Source organism: Ectothiorhodospira magna (assembly GCF_900110965.1).
GTDB lineage: Bacteria > Pseudomonadota > Gammaproteobacteria > Ectothiorhodospirales > Ectothiorhodospiraceae > Ectothiorhodospira > Ectothiorhodospira magna.
Window position 1 is genome coordinate 48,826 of record NZ_FOFO01000004.1, and the last position, 19,797, is coordinate 68,622.

Genomic DNA, 19,797 nt, shown 5'->3' on the forward strand with positions numbered 1-19,797 from the left:
GCAACATAGATGGAAAAAGAACCGTGGAAGCTTCACACCGTAATCGAGCCCTGGCTTTGGCCGCAATGTTTCAGTCTGCCGCACTGGTCAAGGATGTCGCCTGGCGTGGTCAATGCGATGCTGAACAACTGGACACCATGGTCCGCAGCCTGTTTGCCTTTGAGGCAGGCACCCTGGAAGATGTTTACGGCGGCATCATCCATCTGCGCCGGGGGTTAAAAATTCTGCTGGAGCAGATTCAGTCACCAAACGGACAGGTGGACGGGGAAATTTCCCGCTATGTCATCAGTATGCTTTATCTGGAACGCAAGTTGATGAAACAACCAGGAATGGTCCAGACTTTGCGGGACGGCATTGAGGTGGCTGCTCACCAAAGCGAATCCTTTGGCATCCTCCATGATCAGGTGGTATCCCGTTTGGGGCAGACCTACCAGAACACTATTAGCGAACTGGGGCCACGGATTATCGTCCAGGGTGAACAGAACCATCTGGGCAATCCCCATAATGCAGCCCGCATCCGTGCCCTGCTGCTGGCGGGGATTCGGGCAGCGGTCCTTTGGCGTCAGGCTGGGGGGTCAAGATGGAAGCTGGTTTTTGGCCGTAATGCCATGTTGGCTGAGGCGCGTTTCATGCTGGAGGAGACCTCAGAAGCATCCTGATGCTTGACCGCGAAAAATCCAGAGGCCGTTGACCTGACCTGATCCTGCTGGTGCCGGGGGCCGGATTATCAGGTGGTTGCTCCATCAGGATTGGGTCAGGCCTTCCAGGATGCGCCGACGACTGTTTTCTGGAAACGGGTATTCCATGTATCGGGCTGCAGCCCTGGCCACATCCTGACCGTGATAACGAAGAACCAGCTGCAGCGCCATGTCTATACCGGCGGAGATGCCCGCCGAGGTGATGACAGAACCGGCATCCACCACAAATTCATCTTCCACCACCATCACAGCTGGAAAAGAATCCCGCATCCAGTTCAGGGATCGCCAATGGGTGGTTGCCCGTAGACCATCGAGCAAACCTGCCTTGCCCAGCAACATAGCCCCCGTGCAGACTCCCGCCAGCAGGGAAAACCCGTCAGAACGATCTCTGATCCAGTTCATCAAAACCGGATTATTGATCTCTCGACGCGCTCCCTTGCCTCCTGGTACCACCAAAATGTCCAGTTCCGGACAGTCGGTGAAATCATGATGAGGCACAACCATCATCCCCCCCGTTGTGGTGATTGGACGTCGATGTTCGGCAATTAACCGAATATCGAAAGGTGATTCTGTTTCAGCACGCCTGGATTCATCCAGACGGGTTGTGGCAAAGACCTCAAACGGTCCCGCAAAATCAAGCACTTCCACTTGATCGAAAATCAGTATTCCCACCAGGGTACGTCGGATTGCAATGTGATTGCTCATGGGTTTTGCGCGAAGCCTGGTCGCGTCCTCCTGCATGTTGGGGTTAAGGGGCATGGCCACTTTGGATGAATCTTCAATGTGGTCAAAAAATAATCCGGTTTTTTCGATTATGCATCCTATTTTTACGGTTTTTTCTGGCAGCCAGGGGATTCTTTCTGGAAAACCGATGTTGCATTGCACAAAAAATTCCGTTATGCTGCATTGCAACAAGATTGGGAATCCCCCCATTCTTGGCAAACCCAACAGGAGATTTGCCATGTACAACGAATTTTTTAACGGCAGTCAGGAACAGTTCGAAAAATTTGTCGCGCCTGCGCGCAAGTTCAACAACGCCACCCTGGATCACGTAGCCAAGTTGGTGGAGTACCAGATCAGTCTGTTCCGCAGCTATTCGGAAATCAGCATCGAGCAGATGCGTGCCATGCAGACGGTCACCGATCCCAAGAGCTTCCAGGCTTACATGACCGCCCAGGCAGAAGCCACCAAGTCGCTGAGTGAAAAAGTGGCCAAGGATGCCAATGAGCTGGTGGAACTTCAGCGTGGCTACGCCGAAGAGGTGCAGAAGCTGAGCGAAGAAGGTCTGGCTACCGTGACCAGCATTGACCCTGCCAAGACCCGCAAAACTGCTTGATCCTTGTCATCCTCACCCCGGCCTTGATGCAGGGGTGAGGAATCGACATCAATGCCCACCATCTGGTGGGCATTTTTTTGTTCAGCGCATGGAAAAAGGAGAGCCGGTTTTGCGATGAGCCTCAAAAAACAGGCCATTCCAGGCGATGAGGAGTTCATTTTCCCCTTTAGGCAACAAGGTCATTGAATCTTCCATGGGATGGTCAAAGCAGGTGATTTCGATCTGTTTGGCAGTTTCTTCTGTCAGACCCAAGGATTCAAAATGGATACCGTGTTGATTCTTGAATTCATCCTCACTCAAGGTCTTGACGACGTAACTTGGCTTAAGGCATTGAATTTCTTTGAAATGAGCAATGTGTTTTGAATAGACACTGGTTTGTCCCAGAATTTTTTGGGCCTGCTCCTCCGCGACGCCCGCAGCTGGAGTACTGGTAAAGCCTTCGATTTTCCAGACCCCATAAAAACTCTGCTCTTCTGTTGTTGGGCTACACCCTGCAACCAGCCATGCGGCCATCAGTAATGCTGCTGTTTTTTTCATTGTTTTTGCCTCATCTTTTTGAATTTTATAGGTTATCAGATTATTTTTTTCTTTTCCGAAATTTAAAAGGACACCCACTTTATTGCATTTTCATGGAAAAACACCTATCCTCAAGGCATGACACAGCCCCGTGCATCACAAATCAGCCTTGAAGACACGCCCTGGTATCACGTGGTCACACGTTGCGTAAGGCGCGCATTTTTATGCGGCAATGATCCCGCCACCGGCACCAGCTACGCCCATCGCCGGGGCTGGATCGAGGATCGTATTTTGTCTCTGGCATCCATCTTTGCCATCGATATTGCTGCCTACGCAGTGATGTCGAACCATTACCACGTGGTGCTCAGGGTCGATGCCTCACGCCCCCAGACCTGGACCCTGGAGCAAACCCTCAAACGCTGGACACAATTATTTGCAGGCCCCATTACGGTCCAGCGGTATCTCTCTGATGAAAGGCCAAAAATGAGCGCGGCGGAACTTGCTGAGGTGGAAGAATTGGCGGAAACATACCGGGCACGTCTGCATGACGTGTCCTGGTTTATGCGGGTACTCAATGAATCCATTGCCCGCCAGGCCAATCGGGAAGACGGGGTCAAGGGCAGATTCTGGGAGGGGCGGTTCAAAAGCCAGGCACTACTGGACGATCAGGCCTTGCTGGCAGCCATGTCCTACGTGGATCTCAATCCTGTTCGAGCGGGTATCGCCGACACCCCTGCCCAGAGCAATCACACCTCGATTGCCCGGCGTATCAGAAATATTGCTCACACCAATACAGAAAAAGATCGGGAAACAGCCCCGCCAGATCCGGTCCATATCCAGGCATTACCCCCGGCACCAGCAATCCCTGTCCCAATGGGAATCGGTTCCAGGGAAGACCACGCTGGATACAACCAGCCCCTTCACCCGGAATCATCGCTGCGGACCATTCCCCAAGCCCCACTTTTGCCTTTTATAACTGAAAATTCAATGGAATACGGTATTCCATTTTCATTTGAGGACTACCTTGAACTCACCCAGACCCTGGGCCAATGCGTGCATCCCTTCAAGCCGGGATATATCCCCACACCACCAAAACTCTTGGTCAGGCTCTGCATGGACCCGGATCAATTCATGCAGCATGCAGGGCATCTGCTCAACACTTTTGGCCCTGTGATTGGTACACCGGAAACACTGGCCGCCTTGGCACGTCGACGCCGATGCCAACGCATGCGGGGCATTGCCATCTCAAGGCAGGTTTTCACCAAACAAGCGGCTTGACACGGGAAAACCTGCCAAAACCTTCCAGCAAGCAATCAGGTCCCCAGGCCCGCCACACAGCGAGCGGTATGCCAGGCAATCATCCGCTCCTCATCAGTCGGGATCACCCAGACACCCACGGGACTGTCGTCGGTACTGATGCGCACTTCGCCCCTTGCGTTGCGCACCTCATCGATGTGAACACCGAGCCATTCACACCCCTGGCACACCATGGACCTTACCGGCGCAGCATGTTCACCGATCCCTGCAGTGAACACCAGATGATCCAGACCCCCCAAGGCTGCTGCAAGACTGGCGATTTCCCGGAAGGTACGATAGCAAAACAGGGCTACCGCTTCCGCCGCTGCAGGGTCTGTGCTATCGAGCAAGTCGCGCATGTCCGCACTGATGCCCGAAACCCCCAGCAATCCCGATTGTTTATAGAGTAAATCACTGATCTGATCGCTGGTCATACCGTCCTGGGTCATCAGGTGCAACACCACCCCCGGATCAATGGTGCCACAACGGGTTCCCATAGGCAGACCATCCAGGGCGGTAAAACCCATGGTAGAAGCCACACTGACGCCATCCTGCATGGCACACAGACTGGCTCCATTACCCAGGTGGGCAGCAACCACCCGACCGGTAGCTTTGGTGCCCAGATGATCCGGCAGACATCGACTGATGTAATCGTAGGACAGCCCATGAAAACCGTAGCGAATCAATCCCGCTTCGGTCAGTTGACGGGGCAAGGCAAAGGTCTGGGCCACGGCTTTATGGGTTGCATGATAAGCCGTGTCAAAACAGGCAACCTGTGGAACATCAGGACGCAATTGAGCCAGAGTGCGCACCGGCGCCAATCCATGGGGTTGGTGTAATGGCGCCAGAGGAATCAAGGCCTCCAGCGCCTCCAGAATGGCTGGCTGCAAAAGAACCGGCGCGCGGTAATCCCGCCCGCCGTGTACAACACGATGACCGATGGCCCCAATACCGCCGGACTCAGGACGTGCCTCCATCCACTCCAGCAGTTCTTCAAGAGCCTCAGGATGTCCCCAGTGTTTGCCGTCACCTGCAAGCAATTCATCCCTCAGGGTTTGGCCCGCACCGTCACGGACCACCAGATGGGCCTGATGGCCTCCCAAACCAGAAAAATGCCCCTGGTAACGGACCTTGAAGTCCCCCAGGGACACAGCCGCCCCCCGTCCAAAAAGTGCAAACTTGAGACTGGAAGAACCGCTATTGATGACCAAAATATCGTCCATGACCTACCTTCCGGTTTTTTTCTGATAATCCGCCAGCAACAGGGCCAGGGCGCAGGATGCCATTCGGGTAATGGCATCATCGGCACGACTGGTGAGCACAATGGGCACTCTAGCCCCCACCACCAGACCGGCCCCGGTAGCATCGGCCAGATAGGTCAGCTGCTTCATGAGCATGTTGGCCGCTTCCAGATCCGGTGCCACCAGAATATCCGCCCGACCAGCCACCGGAGAAATGATGTTCTTGGTGGCTGCCGCTGCCTCGGAAACCGCATTATCAAAGGCCAGCGGCCCATCCAGTACACCGCCTGTAATCTGTCCGCGTTCCGCCATCTTGCACAGGGCTGCCGCTTCCAGCGTGGATTGAATCTTGGGATTGACCGTCTCCACCGCCGAGAGAATAGCCACCTTGGGCTGCTCATTACCCACAGCATGGGCCAGATCGATGGCATTTTGGACAATGTCCATCTTGTCCGCCAGATCCGGGTAGATATTGATGGCCGCGTCAGTAATGAACAAGGGCCGGGGATATGTCGGCACATCAAAGGCCATGACATGACTGATCCGTCGCTCGGTACGTAGACCGGCGTCCTTGCGCACCACTTCCCGCAACAGCTCATCCGTATGCAGAGACCCCTTCATGATGGCGCCCACACTGCCAGCACGGGTCATGGAAACCGCTTCCTCTGCTGCAGCATGGCTATGGGGCGCATGAATGATACGGAAATCACTGATATCAATTTCTGCCTCATCTGCTGCGGCGCGGATACGATCCTCAGGGCCAATGAGAATGGGATGAATCAGGCCAGCCCGGGCAGATTCATAAGCCCCCAGAATGGAAGGGGCATCCACTGGATGCACCACAGCCATGTCCACCGGTTCTGGATGGGTAGCGGCATGAAGCAACTCGTGCAAACGAGCCCGTTCAGACATGCGTACCCTGGGCATCACGGTACGGGGCCGACGGATTTTTTCGGAAGGCGCCAGCACTTCTGCCACACCTTCGATCACATCCCGACCTTCCTGATTGGTACACCGACAGTCGAACTTGATTAAATTGCGGTCGGCATTCTTCTCCAGCACCTTGACCTTCACCTGCAGGATGTCACCCAGGCCCACGGGGGCACGGAACCGCAGGGTCTGCCCCAGATAAATGGTGCCCGGACCCGGCAACTCCGTACCCAGTACCGTGGAGATCAATGCACCACCCCACATGCCGTGGGCAATAATCTCCTGAAAGCGGGAACTCTTGGCGAAGTCCTCGTCCACATGAGCCGGGTTCACATCCCCGGACATGATGGCAAACAACTTGATGTCATCCATGGTAAGACGACGCTCGATGACCGCCTCGTCACCTACCCGGATTTCGCTGAATGTACGGTTTTCGATATAACCCAAATCGGTTTTTTTGTTCATGATTCAAGCCTTTATGTTATGTCCGGCGTCAACGTACAGGGTGCTCCCCGTCAACGACTGGCCTGCTCCGGAAGCCAGGAAGACGGCACATTGACCCACATCTTCGGTAGCAACCAGGCGGCGCAAGGGGGAGCGGGTTTCCGCGTCACGGGCCAGATCCTCAAAATCCTGGATACCCGAAGCGGCCCGGGTACGAATGGGGCCGGGGGAGAGGGCATGCACCCGGATACCCTTAGGCCCCAGTTCTGCGGCCATGTAGCGAACGCTGGATTCCAGCGCTGCTTTGACCGGCCCCATGAGGTTGTAGTTGTCTACCACCTTCTCTGCGCCGTAGTAGGACATGGTGATCAGGGTGCCACCTGCCTGCATCAGAGGTTCAGCCTGACGGGCCAGACGGATGAATGAATGACAGGATATGTCCATGGCCAGGGCAAAACCTTCCCAGGAACAATCCACAACACGACCGTGCAGGTCATCTCTGGGGGCAAAGGCCATGGAATGGATTAAAAAATCCAGCTTGCCCCAGCGTTCGGCAGCACGACGGAACAGGGCATCGACCTGAGCCGCCTCACGAACATCACAGAGCATCAGCTCAGGATGACCCATCTCGCCAGCCAGGGGCTGAACGTGGGATTCGGCCTTGGGATGACCGTAGGTGACAATCATTTCCGCGCCCGCCTGGTGCATGGCCTTGGCGCAGCCCAAAGCGATGCTGTCCCCATTGGCCAGGCCGGTGATGATACCGGTCATGCCCTGCATCGAAAACGGTTGATTCGTCATAAGAAAATCTCCATTTAAGGGTTTGACCTATCTGCTGTGACAGGCAATCAGAAATTATGTTGCATTGCAGCGAAGATTAGCAGATACACATGATGCCTGCATGTCAATTTAAGATTTTTCCCCCTCAATGATCCGGTGCAGCGGCCACCAGACCCCATCCACGGGTCAGGTCTGTTAACCTTGATTCTGAAGCGGTTCAGCCCCTTCATTCCGGACGCTTTGCGGGTCAACTTCCTCCATCTGAAGGACGGGCTTTTCGCGCAATATGATGAATACGACATCGAGCAACAACAAGCAGATCCTGATCATCGACGATGATCCCACCATACGCCTGATGATCCGGGTCGGATTATCACGTCAGGGGTACACCATCATCGAGGCGGAGGATGGCCAACCTGGGGTTGAGGCGTTTGCCAGTCACCGGCCAGACCTGATCCTGCTGGATGTCACCATGCCCAAGATGAACGGTTTTGAAGTGGTACGGACCATTCGTGCCCAGAGCGAAGGTGCCTGGATTCCCATTTTGATGCTCACCAGTGCCGAGGACGTTCAATCCATCGACACGGCGTTTCAGGCGGGTGCCACCGATTTTATGACCAAGCCCATCAACCTGCCCCTGCTCTCCCGGCGCATCCGCTATGTGCTCAGCGGCGCTGAACGGGAAGCGGTCCTGAGACAGGCTCAGACTGAACAGGAAAGCGCCTGCAGATTGGCCAGACTGGGGTTCTGGCAACTGCAGCGGCAGTCGGGCCGCCTGCTCTGGTCGGAAGATGCCCATGTGGTATTGGGCTGGCGAGATCCGATGCCCGCTCACATCAGCGATTTTCTGCAACTGGTCCACACAGAACAACGCCGGGACACAGAAAAACGGATCGAACTGGCCATGTGCCATCAGGAGGGTCTGGACCTGGAAATTCGCCTGGGTCAGGGTGCCAACCAGCGCATTCTCCGCCTACAGGGCAGTCCAAGTCCCAACGAAAATACCGGCATGGCCATGATCGGTGCCTTTCAGGATGTCACCGGGCTGCGAACCCTGGAAAATCAGGTGCTCTATCTGGTGGAACACGACGAACTGACCCAACTGCCCAAGGAACGGTTGTTTCTGCGGCTCCTGCAGGAGCAATTGGATATCAGCTGCCAGCAGAAGGACCGATGGCAGATCATGGTGGTGGATATTGATCGCCTGCATCGGATCAATGATGCTTTCGGGCATGAGTCCGGTGACAACGTACTGCGGGTATTCGCCCAACGGCTGCGGCAGCAGGCAGATTCCAGTACCCTGCTTTGCCGTCTGGAAGACGACTCTTTCGGTCTTGCACTTCGGAGCGACCAGGAGAGCAGCAACATCCAGATCGACCTGTGTCATCTGGATCGCCCCCACTTTATCAATGGCAAATCGGTTTTTGTGGACTTCTCTGTGGGCGCCAGCCTGTGGCCCGACAATGGACACCAGGCAGAAGCATTGCTGCGACTGGCCCGAAAAGCCCAGCGCACCGCCCGCAGCCAAGGTGCCGGCAAGAAATTCACCTCATACCAGCAACACTGTCACGAAGACAGAGCCCTGGGCATCCTGCTGGAAACAGACCTGCGGATGGCTCAGGAAAAAAACGAATTCTTCATGGTATTCCAACCTCAACAGGAGTTGTCCAGTGGCAGGATCGTGGGAGTGGAAGCACTGATCCGCTGGCGCCATAGTCAACGAGGCATCATCTCTCCAGCAGAATTCATCCCCCTGCTGGAAGAATCCGGCAGAATTCAGCATGTGGGTGATTGGGTCATTGCCCAGGCCTGTCAACAGGCCGCCCGCTGGTGTCGCCAAGGGCTGGATCTGCGTATGAGCGTCAATCTCTCTGCACGCCAATTCGAACCGGACCTGGCGGACCGCATTTTGGCCCATGTGGAACGCTACAAGATTGAACCCGCCAATCTTGAACTGGAAATCACCGAAAGCATTGCCATGCACAGCCCCGAAACCACCATGACCATTTTGCGTCAACTCAGGGATATGGGCTTTCATATCGCCATTGATGACTTCGGGACTGGTTACTCCTCCTTTGGGTATTTGCTGAAATTCCCCCTGACCACCCTGAAAATCGACAAAAGCTTTATCGACAACATCACTGAATACCGCAACAGTCGGGCCATCATCCGCTCTTTGACTGCCCTTAGCCAGGGTCTGGGACTGAAAACCATTGCCGAAGGTGTGGAAAGTCTAAGGCAGAGGGACTATCTGGATGCCTTGGGGATCAACGAAATACAGGGATATCTGATTTCCAGACCTGTACCGGCAGATGAACTTCAAGCCCTGCTGACCCATGATCAACAGCTTGTCATGCCAGATCATTAACCACCCTGCAGCCGCACAACATGGAAACCGCTTGATGAACACATTGGATATCCAGTTTCACCTTGAAACCACAGGCACTCTGGAAGCTCTGGCCCCCTGTATACAGGCCATGGAACAGCAACCGGGGGTGAAAACCTTGATGATATTGGGTTGCGACGAAGACAACTGGTGCCCCGAAGCGGCTACGGCGCTATTTAAACAATGCCGGTTACCGGTGTTTGGCGGCACCTTCCCCCAGATCATCCACGAGCGTAAACCCCATACCAAAGGTACCCTGCTGGTGGGGTTACCAGTGACAGCAGATCTTTTATTCATCAACAATTTAAGTGACAAATCGATGGATATCGACTCCAGTATCCTCGATGACCAGACACAATGGCACCAAGCGCTGGACAGTGACAATACCATCATCGTCTTTGTGGATGGTTTTTCCAGTCGGATCAGTGCCCTGATTGAATCTCTCTTTCTGCATTTTGGTCTGGATTTTAATTTTGTCGGCGGCGGCGCCGGTTCTCTGAGCCTGCAACAAAAGCCCTGTATCATCACTCCCCAGGGATTGACCCAGGATACTGCCGTCATGGCCCGCATTCCCCTTTCCAGCAGTATCGGCGTCACCCACGGCTGGGAACCCATCAGCCAGACCCTCAAGGTCACCGCCTCGGAACGAAACATCATTCACTCTCTGGACTGGAAACCGGCCTTTGAAGTGTATCGAGAAATGATTCTTGATCACGGCGGACAGGAGATTACCCGGGATAACTTTTTCGATATTGCCAAGGCCTATCCCTTTGGCATCTCGAAACTGGACAGCGAAATGGTGGTGCGGGATCCCTTGATGGTGGTAGACGATCATTCCCTGATGTGTGTGGGAGAGGTCAATGAAGGCTGTTTTGTCAAACTCCTCAACGGCACACCCAGCTCTCTTGTTCAGGCCGCCACCCAGGCCAGAAAGATTGCTCAGGCACGATATCCTGCTGGCCATCAATCCTCCGCATTATTCATCGACTGCATCTCCAGAGTGCTGTTTCTAGGAGATGAGATCTCCCGTGAACTGGAAGAGGCCGGTGGTAATATGCCCTTGTTCGGTGCCTTTACCCTGGGAGAAATCGCCAACACAGGAAAGGACTATATGGAATTCATGAACAAGACCTCCGTACTCTGCCTCTTTGATCTGGAACAAGGACATTCAGGTGAAACGGCTTGAAGCCACACAGATTCTTTATGAAATTGCCCTGTCCGTTGGTCAGACCCTGGAACTGAACCGGATGCTCAGGCATAGCCTGGGCACCATGATGCGCTTGTGCAATTTCAATCTCGCAGTGGTGATACAAACTGCCGACGGGGCAGGGGCATCAGCGCCCACACAGAAGATCGTCGAGGCAATCCCACGCAGCGTCATCCAGAGGCCATATTTCAATGCCTTTCTGGAGCGGATGGACATACCTCAGGCGCCTGCCGACTTTGAACCCTGGTTGTCCCGTCTGCCCCTGCACTATGAGGAGGAAGAAGGCCAGCACTGGTATGCGTTTGCACTGAGCGGATTTGGCGTGCTGGTGGTACGCAAGCATACCTCCCCGATTCACGAGGATCTGTTCAACAGCCTGCCCAAGTTGATGGAAAAGCTGGCCCAGGCCATTCGTGCCTGCATCTATGAGCAGGAACTCAAACAGCAGATGGAAGCCGCCCAAAGCGCCGAACGGACCAAGAGCCTGTTCATGGCCAATATCAGCCACGAAATTCGCACTCCGATGAATGGCATCCTCGGACTGCTGGATGTGGTGCTGGATCACCCCCTGCCGGAGGAAGCCAGGGAACAGCTAAAACTGGCCCGGCTATCGGCAGAACATCTGCTGGGCATCATCAATGCGGTACTGGACCTGTCCCGAATCGATGCCGGAAAAATGACACTGGAGGCCAAAGACCATGATTTACCTGAACTTTTGATCCAGATCGTCCGCAGCCAGACCCCCACGGCCCACTGTAAACGATTGCAGCTCAAGCACCAGCTAGACCCCAACCTGCCCAGATATGTGCAGGTGGATGCCACTCGACTGCGCCAAATCATCATCAACCTGATGGGCAATGCCATCAAATTCACTGAAAAAGGAGAGATCACACTCAAGGCAACACTGGTCAGCCAGCATGATCAGGGTGCAGATATCCTCTTGTCCGTGGAGGACACAGGCATCGGCATCCCCACCCATGCCATTGAACGGATCTTTGAGACCTTTGAACAGGGCGACAACACTTACAGCAGGATGTACGAGGGCACGGGGCTTGGACTGGCCATCACCCGTAAACTGATCACCCTGATGGGCGGGGAAATCTCGGTGACCAGCGAGGTGGGCAAGGGTTCGAAATTTACCATCCAACTGACCCTGCCTCACGGCAACCCGCCGCCGGATGTTTCCGATATCGACATCCAACATGCCCAGGTTACGGAACAACTCAGCAGGATGAAACTGCGGATACTGGTGGCCGAAGACAATTTGATCAATCAAATGGTGATCAAAAAGATGCTGGACCGCATCGATGCTGTGTATACCGTGGCAGAAAATGGTCTGGAAACCGTGGAAATGGCAGCCCGAAGGGGGTTTGACCTGATTTTCATGGACATGATGATGCCTCTGATGGATGGTCTGGAGGCCACCTGCCACATCCGCCAGCAGGAAAAGGAAAATCACTGGCCCAATTGCCCCATCATTGCCATCACCGCCAATGCCATGGCCGGAGATCGGGAACGCTACCTTGCCAACAATATACAAGGTTATGTCGCCAAACCCATCCAGTATCCGGTACTGATCCAGGAAATCGACCGGGTGCTGACACAGTATCCTCCCTCACTACCGATGGATACCCCGGACACGGACATTGACGACATCCATATTGAAAATGAACCCGCCTGGTTCATCGAGGAACATTCGACTCAATGGCGCGAAACACTTGCCCAAAGCACTCAAGCTCTGCCTTTTGACTGGAACAAGGCGCTCAGGCAGATCGGTGATGATGAATCCCTGCTCATTCAGGTGCTGGCGGTCTTTCTCGAAGGGATCGATGATCAGTTGCAACAGATGCAGGCCCATCTGGCCGAGGGGAAGATGCACGAACTGGGCATCCATGCCCACACCCTCAAGGGCCAATGTGGCACCTTCTGCGCCAGCGCCGCCAAGGATGCAGCCCAACACCTGGAAACCCTGTGCCGAAATCAGGGGAACACCGATGCCATCCGCCTGGCTCTTGACGACCTTATGGCACAGATGGCGACATTGCTGCCCCCATTACGAGAACAATGGGCCAAAAGTCCACCACTGGATCAACTGGACTGAGCGCTCATGGCGGCCCTGTCCCGGGCCAGATAGGTGTACACCGCCGGCACCACAAACAGGGTGAACAGGGTGCCGATGGTCATGCCGGCGGCGATCACCAGGCCCATGGCAAACCGGGAACCGGCGCCAGGACCACTGGCAATCAGCAGCGGGATCATGGCCAGCACCGTGGCCGCCGTGGTCATGAGGATGGGCCTGAGCCGAATCCCCGCCGCCTTTTCCACCGCTTCCCGACGGGATAACCCCTGCTCCTGCAGCTTGTTGGCGAACTCCACGATCAGGATGCCGTGCTTGGCGATCAGGCCAATCAGGGTCAGCAGCCCCACCTGGGTATAGATATTCAGAGTGGTCAGGCCCAGGCTGACGAACAGCAGCGCACCAGCAATGGACATGGGCACGGTCACCAGCATGATCAACGAATCCCTGAAGGATTCAAACTGGGCCGCCAGTACCAGGTAGATGACCACCAGGGCAAAGAAGAAGGTCATCACCAGCTGGCGGCCCTCGGTCATGAACTGGCGTGACTGCCCCGCATAATCCACACTGTAACCCGGCGGCAGGACATCGGCGGCGATCTCCTGCAGCACCTCCAGGGCCTCCCCCAGGGTCACCCCTGGCCGGGGCACACCGGACAGGGTGACCGCGTTGAGCTGCTGGAAGCGCTTGAGCTGCTGGGGATGCACCGAGTCCTTCAGGGTGATCAGGGTATCCAGCGGCACCAGCTCGCCGTCCCGGTTGCGGGTATAGAGATCCTCAATCTGATCCGGCGTCAGCCGATCCACCCGCTGCAGCTGGGGAATGACCCGGTAAGACCGGTCATCCAGGGCAAAGCGGCCCACGAAACCGCCGGAGAACAGAGACGACAGGTCCGCCGACAGGGTTTGCATGTCCACCCCCATCAGGGCGGCCTTTTCCCGGTCGATATGGATCTCGGTCCGGGGGCTATCGATCCTGAGGTCGCCATCGATGTAGATGAAACGACCACTGGCCATGGCCCGATTCACCATCTCCCTGGACACCTCCAGCAGGTTCTCCGAAGGATCGGTGGAGCGGATGACGAACTCCACCGGAGCGCCGCCTCCGGCACTGGGCAGGGACGGCGGCGCCAAGGCGAAGATGCTCAGCCCCGGGATCTCTTCCAGCCGGGGCTGCAGGTCGTTATCCAGCACTGCCTGGGTGCTGCGATCACGCTCGTCCCAGGGCACCAGCACGAAACCCGCCACCGCGGTATGGGTGCCGCCAAAACCATTGATGATGAAGATATTGGAAAGCTCCGGAATCTCGTCCAGATACCGGTTCATCACCGCCGTGTTGCGCTCCAGCTGATCCAGGGTCATGGGGGCATCCCCCTGGGCGATGGCAAAGACGAAACCCTGATCCTCCGCCGGTTCAAGCTCGCTGCTGCTGGTGATGAACAGGAAATAACAGGACACCAGGACAATCAGACCAAACACCAGCACCACATGGCGATCATCTAAAATCCCGTGGAGACGACGCTCATAACGCCGGTGCAGCCCGTCAAAGCGGGCATCAAGCCAAGCCTCAAAGCGGCGTTTACCGCCCTCACCGTGGGGCTTGAGCAGGCGGGAACAGAGCATGGGGGAAAGGGTCAGGGCGATCACGCCGGAGAGGATCACCGAGGCCGCCAGGGTAAAGGCGAATTCCACAAACAGGGTGCCGGTGATACCGCCGACAAAGCCGATGGGGATGAAGACCGCCACCAGGCTGGTGGACATGGCAATGATGGGCCAGGCCAGTTCCCGGGCGCCCTGCAGAGCCGCCTCCAGCGGCTTCATGCCCTCCTCGATGTGACGATGGACATTCTCCACCATGATGATGGCATCATCCACCACGATACCGATGGCCAGCACCATGGCCAGCAGGGTGAGCAGGTTGATGGAAAACCCCATCAGCAGCATCAAAAACAGGGTGCCGATCAACGACAGGGGCACCGCCAGGGCCGGGATGATCACGCTGCGCATGGAACCGAGGAAGGCATAGATCACCGCCACCACGATCACCAGGGCCAGCAGGATGGTGATCAGGACCTCCTGGATGGCACTCTCGATGTAGAGGGTGGAGTCATAGACGATGTCTCCCTTGAGACCCTCGGGGAACTGGGGTTCGATCTCCCGCGCCCAGACCCGTCGAACATCGGCGATCACGTCCAGGGCATTGGCATCCGGCGACACCTCGATGCCGATGAAGGTGGCGGACTGGCCGTTGAAACTCACGGCGCTGTCATAGCGCTCCGAACCCAGTTCCACTTCCGCAATGTCCTGCAACCGGACGATGGCGTCCTGTTCCGATCTCACCACCAATTGCTCGAAATCCTCGGCGCTGGACAGGTCCGTTTCCGCCGTCAACTCCACGGACACCAGGCGACCCTTGGTGCTTCCCACCGCCGAAAGCACGTTATTGGCCTGCAGGGCGCGACGCACATCGGCACCCGTCACCCCCAGGGCCGCCATCCGCTCGGGATCAAGCCAGATGCGCATGGCAAAGGTCCGTGCCCCCAGGATCTCGGCCCGCTGCACCCCCGGCAAGGTGGCCAGTTGCGGCTCCACCACCCGCACCAGGTAATCGGTGATCTGGTTGTCACTGAGCACCTCGGAATAGAAGCTCATGTACATGGCGGCGATGGTCTCGCCCACCGACAACTGGATCACCGGCTCCTCCGCCTCCTGGGGCAGATCCGAACGGACCTTGTTGACCTGGGCGGCGATCTGGGTCAGGGCCTCGTTGGGGTCATGGTCCATGCGCAGGTAGGCCTGCACCGTGCTGACGCCGGAAAGACTGGTGGAGACCAGATAATCGATCCCCTCGGCGGCGGCAATCTCCCGTTCCAGGGGCGTGGTGATGAACCCCTGGATCAGGTTGGCATCGGCACCGATATAGGTGGTGGTGACCGTCACCACCGCATTCTGGATCTCCGGAAACTGGCGCACGTTCAGCTCAAAGCCGGCCCGGATCCCCAGCAGCAGGATGAACAGGCTGACCACCGTGGCCAGCACCGGCTTACGGATGAAGACATCAGTAAATCGCATCAAGGCTCTCCGGCCGCATCAGGCATTGGGCGGTGTGGGTGCCAATTCTTCGCCAGGCTGCAGATCGGGATCGTCGTTGATCTTCACCACGGCGTTGTTGCGCAGCTTGAGCAGGCCACTGGTGGCCACCCGCTCCCCCGGCGCCAGCCCTTCCAGAATCACCACCAGATCCCCGCGCCGGGTGCCGGTACGCACGAAACGCTGGCGCACCCGCAGTTCATCCCCGTCACCCGACTGGATCACATAGACCGAATCGCCATAGGGGTTGAAGCTCACCGCCGACTGGGGCACCACCACCACCGTTGCCTCTTCTCCCACATCCAGGGTCACGCGACCGAACATGCCGGGGCGCAGTCGCTGTTCCGGATTGGGAATGATGGCCTGAACCTCGAAGGTACGGGTGGAGGCCCGCACGGCGGGTTCAATGGCACGGACGCGACCTTCGAAGCTATCCCCGAAGGCATCCACCCTCACCCCCAGGGGCTGTCCCGGTGCCACCTCTCCCAGGCGGCGCTCCGCCAGGGAGAAATTGAGATAGATCGGATTGAGGGCCTGCAGGGACACCACCGGATCACCGGCGGAAAGGAACTGGCCCACGTTCACCCGGCGGATGCCCAGTTGCCCGGAAAAGGGCGCCGTCAGGGTTTTTTGCTGGATACGGGCCTTTTGTTCCTGCACCGCCGCCGCGGCCTGTTCCGCCTCGCTCTCCCGGCGCTGCAACTCCGCTTCGGAGATATTGTTCTGACGCACCAGCCGGCGGGCTCGCTCCCGTTCCAGATCCGCCAGCCGGGCCGCGGCCTCCAGGCGACGGAGCTGGGCCACATCGGTGCGGCTGTCCAGGCGCAGCAGCACCTCCCCGGCCTGGACCTGGGCGCCGTTGTCGAACAGGATCTCCTGCACGATGCCGCTCACCTCGGTGGTCAGATCAGCCCCCTGCACGGCGACAAAACTGCCCACCGCCTCCAGTTGTGGCCGCCACACCAGTTCCCTGGCCTCGGTGGCAGTGATGGTGGCCACCGGCTCGGGCAGGTTGTCGAAGATGTCGGTGATCAGGGCATTGATGAATGCCTTGTAACCGAACACACCGCCCAGCAGCAGGGAAACGATCAGCAGCATGAGGATCATGCGCCGATTGAAGAATCTTTTTTTCATAAGCGGGAAGATGAGGAATCCTTGACTGGAAGCCGGCCTCGAAGCCAAAGCGAGCGGCGGACCGTTAGCGTACCGCATTTTGCTTTCCCAACAAGCGGATCGGGCGCAAAAATTTAAATTTGACCAAAATCATGGGAATTAAACCGGATAGGGACCACAATACGCTACTCTTTTCGGGACTCACGAGGATCGCCTGATGATGGAGCTTGACCCCCTACTTCTATCACGAATCCAGTTCGCCTTCGTGGTCTCATTCCACGCCATTTTTCCCGTTTTCACCATTGGCCTGGCCTCCTACATCGCCCTGCTGGAGGGTCTGCTCTACCGAACCGGTAATCCCGCCTACGAGCAACTGTCCCGATTCTGGACCAAGGTCTTCGCCGTGGTGTTCGGCATGGGGGTGGTGTCGGGCATTGTCATGTCGTTCCAGTTTGGCACCAACTGGAGCGTGTTCTCCTACGCCAGCGCCAATTTCCTCGGCCCGATCCTGGCCTATGAGGTGGTCACCGCCTTCTTCCTGGAAGCGGTGTTTCTGGGGGTATTGCTGTTTGGTCGGGACAAGGTGCCCAGGGGTACTCACCTGTTCGCTGCCTGCATGGTGGCCCTGGGCACCTTCATTTCCTCGTTCTGGATTCTCTCCGCCAACAGCTGGATGCAGACCCCGGCGGGGGCCGAACTGCGGGATGGCATCGTCTATCTGACCTCCTGGAGCGAGGCCATCTTCAATCCGTCCTTCTTCCCCCGCTTCTTCCACGTGGCCCTGGCCTCCTTCCTCACCGGTGGGTTCGTAGTGGCCGGGGTATCGGCCTGGTACCTGCTCAAGGGCAAGGCGCCGGAGGCGTCCAAAAAGGCCCTGCAGATGTGCCTGATCATGCTGGCCATCGCCGCCCCGGCCCAGTTGCTGGTGGGTGACATGCACGGCCTCAATACCTTCAAGCACCAGCCGGCCAAGGTGGCGGCCATGGAAGGGGTCTGGGAAACCACCGACGGCGCACCACTGCTGCTGTTCGCCATTCCCAGCCAGACCCAGGAGCGCAACTTCCTGGAGATCGGCATCCCCAACATGGCCAGTCTGATCCTCACCCATGAGTGGAACGGCACCATTCCCGGCCTGAAGGAATGGGCGCCCGAGGACCGCCCCCACATGCCCACCGTGTTCTGGTCCTTCCGCATCATGGTGGCCATCGGCCTGCTCATGATCATCATCGCCCTGTGGGGCGCCTGGCTCACCTGGCGGGATCGTCTGGTGGAATCCAAGCGCTTTTTGAGGTTGACCAGCCTGATGATTCCGCTACCCTTTGTGGCCGTTCTGGCGGGATGGTTCGTCACCGAGGTGGGGCGTCAGCCCTGGCTGGCCTACGGTCTGATCCGTACCGCCGACGGACTCACCCCCTCCCTGACCGGGGCCATGGCCCTGTTCACCCTGGTGGGCTATGTGGTCGTCTACGCGGTGGTGTTCATTGCCGGCATCAGTTTCCTGATCCGCATCATTCGCCAGGGACCGGATCAGGCAGACCTGTCGGAGGATCAGCCCGGCGCCCATGCCAAGCGGCCCTTATCCGCCGCCGACGACAAGACCATGGCCTGATGGCCGGGAGCACGCAGACATGGAACTGATTGACCTGACCCTGATCTGGATCTTCATCATCGGCTTTGGCGTGTTCATGTATGTGTTCATGGACGGTTTTGACCTGGGGGTGGGTATACTCTTCCCCTTTGCCAGCAATGACGACCAACGCGATGTGATGATGAACTCCGTGGCCCCGGTGTGGGATGGCAACGAAACCTGGCTGATCCTGGGTGGCGCCGGCCTGCTGGCGGCGTTTCCGCTCATTTATGCCGTGTTCCTGCCCGCCCTGTATATCGGCGTGTTCCTGATGCTGGCGGGACTGATCTTCCGCGGCGTGGCCTTCGAGTTCCGGTTCAAGGCCGAACCCCACAAACGACGGCGCTGGGATATTGCCTTCTTCGGCGGTTCCCTGGTGGCCGCGTTTGCCCAGGGGGCCGTGGTGGGGGCCTACATTCAGGGCTTCGAGGTGGAAGGCTTCTCCTATGTGGGTGGCGCCTTCGACTGGCTCACGCCGTTCACGGTGATGACCGGGCTGGGCCTGGTGGCTGGCTATGCCCTGCTGGGCGCCACCTGGCTCATCATGAAGACCGAAGGTGACCTGCAGACCCTGGCCTATCGCATTGCCGGCCGCATGGTGCTGACCGTACTGGGGGTCTTCCTGCTGGTGAGCCTGTGGACCGCCGTGGCCTACCCCCATATCCTCGAACGCTGGCTGGAGCACGCCGCCCTGCTGTGGATCTTCCCCACCCTGGCCCTGCTGGCCGGTCTGTGGCTCTGGCGCGGCCTGGGTCGGCGGGCCGAGGGCACGCCCTTCATCGCCACCCTGGCCCTGTTCCTGCTGGCCTACCTGGGCCTTCTGATCAGCATGTGGCCCTATGCGGTCCCGCCCCACCACACCTTCTGGGATGCGGCTTCCTCGCCCGACGCACAGCTGTTCACCCTGATCGGGCTTCTGTTCGTCATCCCCATCATCCTTGCCTATACCGCCTGGACCTACTGGGTGTTCCGCGGCAAGGTCCGGATCGGAGAGGGTTACCACTGAACGACGCAAGCCCCTCCCCCCACCACACCCCCGCCATCCCCAACGCCGAGG

The 19,797-nt window shown here is 57.4% G+C and carries 15 protein-coding genes; 8 read left to right on the top strand and 7 right to left on the bottom strand.

From position 1 onward, the window contains the following. The first annotated feature begins 23 nt into the window (after positions 1-23). A complete protein-coding gene (gene hflD / locus BMX62_RS02575) occupies positions 24-659 on the top strand; it encodes a high frequency lysogenization protein HflD (RefSeq protein WP_090203674.1) in 636 nt (211 codons plus the stop codon). Between the two features lie 84 nt (positions 660-743). Here hflD and BMX62_RS02580 read toward each other — a convergent pair whose 3' ends face one another. Beyond that, a complete protein-coding gene (locus BMX62_RS02580) occupies positions 744-1,583 on the bottom strand; it encodes a DJ-1/PfpI family protein (RefSeq protein WP_238375816.1) in 840 nt (279 codons plus the stop codon). A 76-nt stretch (positions 1,584-1,659) separates the two neighbouring features. Between BMX62_RS02580 and BMX62_RS12875 the strand changes: the two genes are divergently transcribed. Next, complete coding sequence (locus BMX62_RS12875) at positions 1,660-2,034, top strand: phasin family protein (RefSeq protein WP_162273488.1); 375 nt, start codon at positions 1,660-1,662, stop codon at positions 2,032-2,034. An 81-nt stretch (positions 2,035-2,115) separates the two neighbouring features. Here BMX62_RS12875 and BMX62_RS12570 read toward each other — a convergent pair whose 3' ends face one another. Then, the gene (locus BMX62_RS12570) at positions 2,116-2,649 is read right to left on the bottom strand and encodes a hypothetical protein (RefSeq protein ID WP_143339642.1); all 534 of its coding nucleotides are present in this window, start codon (positions 2,647-2,649) and stop codon (positions 2,116-2,118) included. A 39-nt stretch (positions 2,650-2,688) separates the two neighbouring features. On the opposite strand from BMX62_RS12570, the gene BMX62_RS02595 reads away from it, so the two are divergent. Further along, complete coding sequence (locus tag BMX62_RS02595) at positions 2,689-3,828, top strand: transposase (protein ID WP_090203691.1); 1,140 nt, start codon at positions 2,689-2,691, stop codon at positions 3,826-3,828. A 35-nt stretch (positions 3,829-3,863) separates the two neighbouring features. On the opposite strand, the gene BMX62_RS02600 is transcribed toward BMX62_RS02595, so the two are convergent. From BMX62_RS02600 to fabI, 3 genes are read right to left on the bottom strand one after another with little or no spacing between them, the layout of a single operon-like run. Then, positions 3,864-5,069 (bottom strand): acetate/propionate family kinase, encoded by a 1,206-nt coding sequence (locus BMX62_RS02600; RefSeq protein ID WP_090203694.1) that lies wholly within the window; start codon positions 5,067-5,069, stop codon positions 3,864-3,866. 3 nt (positions 5,070-5,072) lie between these two features. Further along, the gene (locus tag BMX62_RS02605; protein WP_090203699.1) at positions 5,073-6,482 is read right to left on the bottom strand and encodes a bifunctional enoyl-CoA hydratase/phosphate acetyltransferase; all 1,410 of its coding nucleotides are present in this window, start codon (positions 6,480-6,482) and stop codon (positions 5,073-5,075) included. A gap of 3 nt (positions 6,483-6,485) precedes the next feature. Continuing rightward, positions 6,486-7,262 carry an enoyl-ACP reductase FabI gene (gene fabI / locus BMX62_RS02610; RefSeq protein ID WP_238375817.1) on the bottom strand — a complete coding sequence of 259 codons (777 nt, stop codon included), beginning with the start codon at positions 7,260-7,262 and terminating at the stop codon, positions 6,486-6,488. Between the two features lie 265 nt (positions 7,263-7,527). Between fabI and BMX62_RS02615 the strand changes: the two genes are divergently transcribed. The 3 genes from BMX62_RS02615 to BMX62_RS02625 are packed head-to-tail and all read left to right on the top strand — an operon-like array spanning position 7,528 to position 12,935. Next, positions 7,528-9,609, top strand: a complete 2,082-nt coding sequence (locus tag BMX62_RS02615; RefSeq protein ID WP_238375818.1) for a putative bifunctional diguanylate cyclase/phosphodiesterase — start codon at positions 7,528-7,530, stop codon at positions 9,607-9,609. Positions 9,610-9,643: 34 nt separating this feature from the next. Then, positions 9,644-10,813 carry an FIST signal transduction protein gene (locus tag BMX62_RS02620; RefSeq protein ID WP_090203705.1) on the top strand — a complete coding sequence of 390 codons (1,170 nt, stop codon included), beginning with the start codon at positions 9,644-9,646 and terminating at the stop codon, positions 10,811-10,813. Beyond that, positions 10,800-12,935, top strand: a complete 2,136-nt coding sequence (locus BMX62_RS02625; RefSeq protein ID WP_143339643.1) for an ATP-binding protein — start codon at positions 10,800-10,802, stop codon at positions 12,933-12,935. Before BMX62_RS02620 ends, BMX62_RS02625 begins: the two co-directional genes overlap by 14 nt. On the opposite strand, the gene BMX62_RS02630 is transcribed toward BMX62_RS02625, so the two are convergent. Together BMX62_RS02630 and BMX62_RS02635 are read right to left on the bottom strand one after the other, a co-directional pair. After that, positions 12,923-15,982, bottom strand: coding sequence for an efflux RND transporter permease subunit (locus tag BMX62_RS02630; RefSeq protein ID WP_090203712.1), 3,060 nt, complete (start codon positions 15,980-15,982; stop codon positions 12,923-12,925). The genes BMX62_RS02625 and BMX62_RS02630 overlap by 13 nt on opposite strands. An 18-nt stretch (positions 15,983-16,000) precedes the next feature. Further along, a complete protein-coding gene (locus tag BMX62_RS02635; RefSeq protein WP_090203714.1) occupies positions 16,001-17,134 on the bottom strand; it encodes an efflux RND transporter periplasmic adaptor subunit in 1,134 nt (377 codons plus the stop codon). A 199-nt stretch (positions 17,135-17,333) separates the two neighbouring features. Between BMX62_RS02635 and BMX62_RS02640 the strand changes: the two genes are divergently transcribed. Next, entirely contained in the window at positions 17,334-18,722 is a 1,389-nt protein-coding gene (locus BMX62_RS02640) for a cytochrome ubiquinol oxidase subunit I (protein WP_090203864.1), read from the top strand. Positions 18,723-18,741: 19 nt separating this feature from the next. Beyond that, the gene (cydB, locus tag BMX62_RS02645) at positions 18,742-19,746 is read left to right on the top strand and encodes a cytochrome d ubiquinol oxidase subunit II (RefSeq protein ID WP_090203716.1); all 1,005 of its coding nucleotides are present in this window, start codon (positions 18,742-18,744) and stop codon (positions 19,744-19,746) included. Positions 19,747-19,797 lie beyond the last annotated feature (51 nt).

Coding starts and splice junctions, on each gene's coding strand:
- BMX62_RS12875 (WP_162273488.1), top strand. CDS start 1,660: ATGTACAACGAATTTTTTAACGGCAGTCAGGAACAGTTCGAAAAATTT.
- BMX62_RS02595 (WP_090203691.1), top strand. CDS start 2,689: ATGACACAGCCCCGTGCATCACAAATCAGCCTTGAAGACACGCCCTGG.
- BMX62_RS02600 (WP_090203694.1), bottom strand. CDS start 5,069: ATGGACGATATTTTGGTCATCAATAGCGGTTCTTCCAGTCTCAAGTTT.
- BMX62_RS02605 (WP_090203699.1), bottom strand. CDS start 6,482: ATGAACAAAAAAACCGATTTGGGTTATATCGAAAACCGTACATTCAGC.
- fabI (WP_238375817.1), bottom strand. CDS start 7,262: ATGACGAATCAACCGTTTTCGATGCAGGGCATGACCGGTATCATCACC.
- BMX62_RS02615 (WP_238375818.1), top strand. CDS start 7,528: ATGATGAATACGACATCGAGCAACAACAAGCAGATCCTGATCATCGAC.
- BMX62_RS02620 (WP_090203705.1), top strand. CDS start 9,644: ATGAACACATTGGATATCCAGTTTCACCTTGAAACCACAGGCACTCTG.
- BMX62_RS02630 (WP_090203712.1), bottom strand. CDS start 15,982: ATGCGATTTACTGATGTCTTCATCCGTAAGCCGGTGCTGGCCACGGTG.
- BMX62_RS02635 (WP_090203714.1), bottom strand. CDS start 17,134: ATGAAAAAAAGATTCTTCAATCGGCGCATGATCCTCATGCTGCTGATC.
- BMX62_RS02640 (WP_090203864.1), top strand. CDS start 17,334: ATGGAGCTTGACCCCCTACTTCTATCACGAATCCAGTTCGCCTTCGTG.
- cydB (WP_090203716.1), top strand. CDS start 18,742: ATGGAACTGATTGACCTGACCCTGATCTGGATCTTCATCATCGGCTTT.